General features: G+C 71.9%; 5 protein-coding genes. 1 reads left to right on the top strand and 4 read right to left on the bottom strand.

Features of this window, described 5'->3' with window-relative positions; genetic code table 11:
* The 4 genes from ACWGH4_RS30505 to ACWGH4_RS30490 form a co-directional block, all read right to left on the bottom strand.
* Positions 1–437: alpha/beta fold hydrolase (locus ACWGH4_RS30505; protein ID WP_453466600.1), on the bottom strand; the 437-nt coding region annotated here is incomplete at its 3' end.
* Positions 434–1,231 (bottom strand): aspartate dehydrogenase domain-containing protein, encoded by a 798-nt coding sequence (locus ACWGH4_RS30500; protein ID WP_453466598.1) that lies wholly within the window; start codon positions 1,229–1,231, stop codon positions 434–436. The genes ACWGH4_RS30500 and ACWGH4_RS30505, both read right to left, overlap by 4 nt.
* On the bottom strand, positions 1,228–2,229 hold the full coding sequence (locus ACWGH4_RS30495; protein ID WP_453466596.1) for a VOC family protein: 1,002 nt from the start codon (positions 2,227–2,229) through the stop codon (positions 1,228–1,230). The genes ACWGH4_RS30500 and ACWGH4_RS30495 overlap by 4 nt, the downstream gene beginning before the upstream one ends.
* 30 nt (positions 2,230–2,259) lie before the next feature.
* Positions 2,260–3,744, bottom strand: coding sequence for an aldehyde dehydrogenase family protein (locus ACWGH4_RS30490; RefSeq protein WP_453466594.1), 1,485 nt, complete (start codon positions 3,742–3,744; stop codon positions 2,260–2,262).
* Positions 3,745–4,043: 299 nt separating this feature from the next.
* On the opposite strand from ACWGH4_RS30490, the gene ACWGH4_RS30485 reads away from it, so the two are divergent.
* Entirely contained in the window at positions 4,044–5,408 is a 1,365-nt protein-coding gene (locus tag ACWGH4_RS30485; protein WP_453466592.1) for an MFS transporter, read from the top strand.
* The last annotated feature ends 33 nt before the right edge of the window (positions 5,409–5,441 follow it).

Raw genomic sequence — 5,441 nt, 5'->3', positions numbered from 1 at the left:
GCCTCTGCGAAGGCGCGCGGTCCGACCTCGGCCAGCTCGGTGGCCCGCCCACGCATGGCCTTCGCCTTGGCCTCGTCCGTGCCCGAACCGGGGCTGGAGTCGGCGACGATCAGCGAGTCGACAAGGTCCGGGTGGCGGGCTGCGAGCCGCAGCGCGATCACGCCGCCCCAGGAGACGCCGAGGACGTGGGCACTCGTGCCGCGCTCGCGGATGACCGCGGCCGCCGCGTCCGCGTAGTCGTCGAGCGTGAGCGGGGCCTCGGGGTCGGGGGACCTGGCGTATCCGGGGGCGTCCCAGGCCACGACCCGCGCGTACGACGAGAGTTCGGCGAGCTGCGGCGCGAAGGCCGCCGAAGACGAGCCGATGCCGTGCAGGCACAGCAGCAGCGGTCCCCGGTTGCCCGCTTCCTCCACATGGACGCCGGCGCGGGCGCTCACAGGATCTGCCCCGTCCGGCCGGTGATCGCCGCCAGGGAGCGCAGCACCGCGTACGGCACGATCCGACTGGTCGCCGGGTTGGCGGGGTCGGGCAGATGCGTGACCTCGAAGCGGTACGCCCCCAGGGCGCCGGACGCCTCGACCACATGCCGGGTGCGGTGCGCCGCCGGGTCGGCGACGACCTGGACCCGCACAGTGTCCAGGTCGCCGACGGCCAGCGCGACCGAGGCGGCCACGTTCGTCGACTTGGGGAACTTCACGGGCACGTCCCGCGCGGTGCCGGACATGACCACGACCGGTCCGGTAGCCGTCCGCATCCGGGACAGCAACTCGGCGTCCATCCAAGGCTGTTCAAGGGTGGCGGGCAGCTTGGTGGTGGTCAGGCGGACATCTTCCAGCGGGCCCAGCGAGCGGGCGGCCTGGAGCAGGTCGAGGCCGCCGACCGCGCCGCCCGTGAAGTACACCCGTCCGGGTCCGGCGGCGAGCAGCCGCTTCGCGAGCTCCTCGTCGGTCAGCGCACCCGTCGAGGCGATCAGCAGGTCCGTCCCGGAGGCCAGCACCCGCTCGCCCCACTCGCGGACGACGCCCTGCCCTGCGGCCTCCACGATCAGGTCGCAGTGCTCGATGGCCTCCTCGAAGGAGACCTGCGTGGCGGGCGCCGCCTCGCCGAGCGGGCGGTTGTCGACGATACGGACGAGCTCGGCGGAGCCCACCCGGCCCTCGGCGAGAGCGGCGCCGACGACCCGGCCGATCGCCCCCCAGCCGACGATGCCCACCTTGCGCACGGTGCTCATGCGGCGTTCTCCTCTGCGTGGTCGGTGCGGCCGGTGTGGTCGTCCGCCTGGTCCTTGCTCCGCGTCGCGGCGTCGACGGGCGCGGCGAGCGGTCCCGGGTCCGGCGTGCCCGCCATGTGGCAGCGGATCTCCTTCGAGGGCGGCCCGGCAGTGCCCCACAGGTCCGACAGTTCGGGGACCCGTCGCCACACGCGGGCGATCCAGGCGTCCTCGACGATCTGGGCGACCTCCGACGTGTACTCGCACACCAGGCCGGACGGGTCGGTGAAGTAGGAGAAGGTGTTGTTGCCGGGGCCGTGCCGGCCGGGTCCCCACTTCGGTGCGATGCCGTGGTGGCGCAGCCGTCCGAGCCCCCGCATGAAGTGGTCCACCGAGGGCATCTCGTAGGCCACGTGGTTGAGGGAGGTCCACTCGGCCCGGTTGAAGGCGATGCAGTGGTGGTCTGCGTTGCAGCGCAGGAACGCCATCTGGTGCTCGGACCAGTCGGAGACACGCAGCCCCAGCACGTCGCAGTAGAAGGCCACGGCGGCGTCGATGTCGGTGGTGTTGAGCACGGCGTGCGTGACGCCGACGGGGACGGCGGCGTCACGACCGACGGGAGCGACGGCCTCGACATGGGCGCTGATCTCGATCAGCCGCTGCTCGGGGTCGGTGAACCGCAGCCCGTAGCCGCCGCCGGCCTGCTCGAGCGGGCCGGGGCCGAAGACGGGAACGATGCCGTGTGCGGAGAGCCGGCGGGCGGCCTCGTCGACCTCGGCGGGCGTGCCGACTGCGAACGCGAGCCGGCCGAGGCCCACCCGGTCCCGCTCCGTGAGGTGCAGGACGTGGTGTTCGTCGCCGGTGCCGCGGAGCCAGCGGGCGCCGGTGTCGGACTCGACGCTCGTCAGACCCCAGACCTCCTCGTAGAAGCCGGCGGCCTCGGCGAAGGCGGGCGTGTGCAGTTCGACGTAGCGCAGTGAGCGGAGCCGGGCGATCGGACCGGGCGGTGGACGGTGCATGAGTCTCTCCAGACGGGCAGGCGTGCCGGGTCAGTTGGCCCAGGGGAGCGGGGCGGCGGAGGTGCCCCAGTACAGGGACTTCTGGCGCTGGTAGGCGCGGATCGCGTCGCGGCCCTTCTCCGTCCCGAGGCCGCTGTCCTTCCATCCGCTGAACGGGGTTGAGGCGCTGAACTGCTTGTACGTGTTGATCCAGACGGTGCCCGCCTCGATACGGCGGGCCAGGCGCCATGCGGCGCGGGCGTCGCGGGTCCAGATGCCGCACGCGAGTCCGTAGACGGAATCGTTGGCCTGGCGGACGAGGTCGTCCTCGTCGTCGTACGGCAGGGCGACGAGGACCGGACCGAAGATCTCCTCCTGGCAGGTGCGGGAGGTGTTGGGCAGGCCGTCGAGGACGGTCGGCAGGTAGTACGCGCCGTCGCGGTACCGCTCGCCCTCGGGGGCCGAGCCGCCGCACAGCACGCGGGCGCCTTCTGAGCGGGCGAGGTCGACGTAGGCGGCGACCGCGTCGCGGTGGCGGTGGTGGACGAGCGGGCCGACCTGCGTGGCGGGGTCCGTTCCGGGGCCGACGCGCAGCGCGCGGACGCGTTCCACCAGTTCGCCGACGAAGGAGTCGTAGATCTCGCGGGCGACGAACAGCCGGGAACCGGCGATGCACGACTGGCCGCTGGAAGAGAAGATCCCGAACAGCACGCCGGCGAGGGCCTGTTCGACGTCTGCGTCGGCGCGCACGATCGTCGGTGACTTGCCGCCGAGTTCCAGCGAGGCGGGGATCAGTTTGTCCGCCGCGACGGCGGCGATCGACCTGCCGGTGGCGGTTCCCCCGGTGAAGCCGATACGGGCGACGAGCGGATGGCGCGCAATGGCGTCGCCGACCACCCGGCCGCTGCCCGGCAGCACCGACAGCAGTGCCGTGGGCAGCCGGAACTCCTCCAGCGCCCGGGTGATCAGCCGGCCGAGCGCGAGCGAGACCAGCGGGGTCCAGGCGGCGGGCTTGAGGAGCACCGCGTTCCCGGCGGCCAGCGCGGGGGCGAGCTTCTGGGCGTCGCTGGCGACGGGGGAGTTCCACGGGTTGATCGCGCCGACGACGCCGATCGGCTCGTGGACGCTCATCGTGACGTAGGGGCCGCGGGAGGGCGTGAGGGTGTCCTCGGCCGTCTCGAGCGCGGCGGCCAGGTAGCGGAAGGTGCCGGCCGCGCTGAGCGCGAGGGTGCGGGTCTCGGCGAGGGTCTTGCCGGTGTCCGAGGTCTGCAGCGCGGACAACTCGTCCGTGTTCTGCTCGATGAGGTCACCGATGCGGTGCAGCAGCCGGGCCCTCTCGTGCGGGAGCAGGTCGCGCCAGGCCGGTTCCGCCGCCGCGCGGGCGGCGGCCTCGGCCGCTTCCCGGACCTCCTCGGCGGAGGGGGAACTCACGGTGGCGAGGACGCGGCCGGTCGCCGGGTCGACGGTGTCGAGCGGCTCACCCGCACCGCGCCGCCATTGGCCGGCGATCAGGATGTCGGTGGGGACGGTGGGCACGGCGGGACCTCCGGACGAGGCGGCGGGAAGGGGGACTTCGGGCGGACGGGCACCGGACGCGGCCGGGGCCGGCCGGTTCTGCGACGTTCCTGAAGTGCTAGAAATCTAAGCGCTTAAGTTTCTCGGCGCAAGAGTCCGAGGTGAAATCGTTGCCTGTCATGGCTTGAGCTTGATCTTGGCGGCGCAGAGGATGAGGGCGAGCGTGTGGCTTCCAGGTTTCTAAGCTCTTAACCATTGACCGCTTAGATATAGGAACCTACTGTCTCCGCAACTCCTCTGGTTCGCGGAAGGACCCACCAATGACGACTGTGGCCGGCAAGCCAGCCCTTGGCTCCATAGCCGCGAGACTCGAACGACTGCCGCATTCGCGTTGGCACGTCAAGGTCCGGTTCCTGATCGGCGCCGTCACCTTCTTCGAGGCGTTCGACCAGCTGTTGGCCGCCTCGGCCCTGCCCGTCCTGATGAAGGAATGGAACCTCACCACAGGCCAGGCCACCTTCGCCGTGACCGCCGCCTCCATCGGCATGCTCATCGGCGCCATCGGCGCCGGGTGGATGGGCGACCGGATCGGCCGCGTGCGCACGGTGGCCCTCGGGGTCGGCGTCACCGGCCTCGCCAGCCTCGCCGTCGCCTTCTCCGGCAGCATCGAGACGTTCTCGCTGTTCCGGTTCGTGCAGGGGCTCGGCATCGGCGGTGTGGTGCCCGTGGCGGCCACGTACATCAATGAGATCGCCCGCTCCGACAAGCGGGGCCGCTTCGTCCTGCTGTACGAGATGATCTTTCCCGCCGGTCTCGCCGCGGCCACCCTGGTCGCCGTCTGGGTGGTGCCCAACCTCGGGTGGCGCGCCATGTTCCTCATCGGCGCCCTGCCCGTACTCATCGCCGCCGCGCTGCCCCGCCATGTCGAGGAATCCCCGCGCTGGCTGCTGGCCCGCGGTCGCACGGAGGAGGCCGAGGCCGCCATCGCCCGCATCGAGGCGCAGGTCTCCCGCGCCACCGCGGAACCGCTGCCGCTGCCCGCCGCGGACGTCACGGAGGACACCGGCCGCGGCCGGCTCGGCGACATCTTCAAGGGCCGCTACCTGCGCCGCACGGCGGTCCTGTCCGGCCTGTGGTTCGTGGCGTACTACGTCAACCACGGCATCTCCACCTGGCTGCCGTCTCTCTACACCAAGCACTTCGGCCTCGATCTGACCACCGCGCTGGTCTACACGCTGCTCAGCAACGTCACAGGACTGCTCGGCACCTTCGTGGTCGCCATGGTCATCGACCGGATGGGCCGCAGGGCGGCGCTGGTCGCCGCGCTCGGCGGCAGCGTGCTGTCCCTCGGCGTGCTCGCACTGGCCGGCGCCACGTCGGGCGGTCAGGTCGCCCTCTTCGCCTCCTGTACGACCTTCTTCCTGTACGCGATCAACGCGGGGCTCTACCTGTACTCGCCGGAGCTGTACCCGACCTCCAACAGGGCCAAGGGCGCGGCGTTCGGCGGGCTGTGGAACCGGCTCGGCGTCATCATCGGCCCGGTCACCGTCGGCGCGATCATCGGCGCGGGCGGAAGCCTGTCCCTCGTCTTCGCGCAGCTCGCGGTCGTGGCCGCGGTGGGCGCCGTGATCGCCTGGTTCGCGGTCGAGACCAAGGGCCGGACGTTGGAGGAGCTCAACTCCTGACACGCGGCGGGTCCGGTGCGGGCCGGGGCCCCG

The sequence above is a fragment of the Streptomyces sp. NPDC054847 genome (assembly GCF_053610925.1).
This window is presented reverse-complemented; position numbering and strand designations above follow the sequence as displayed.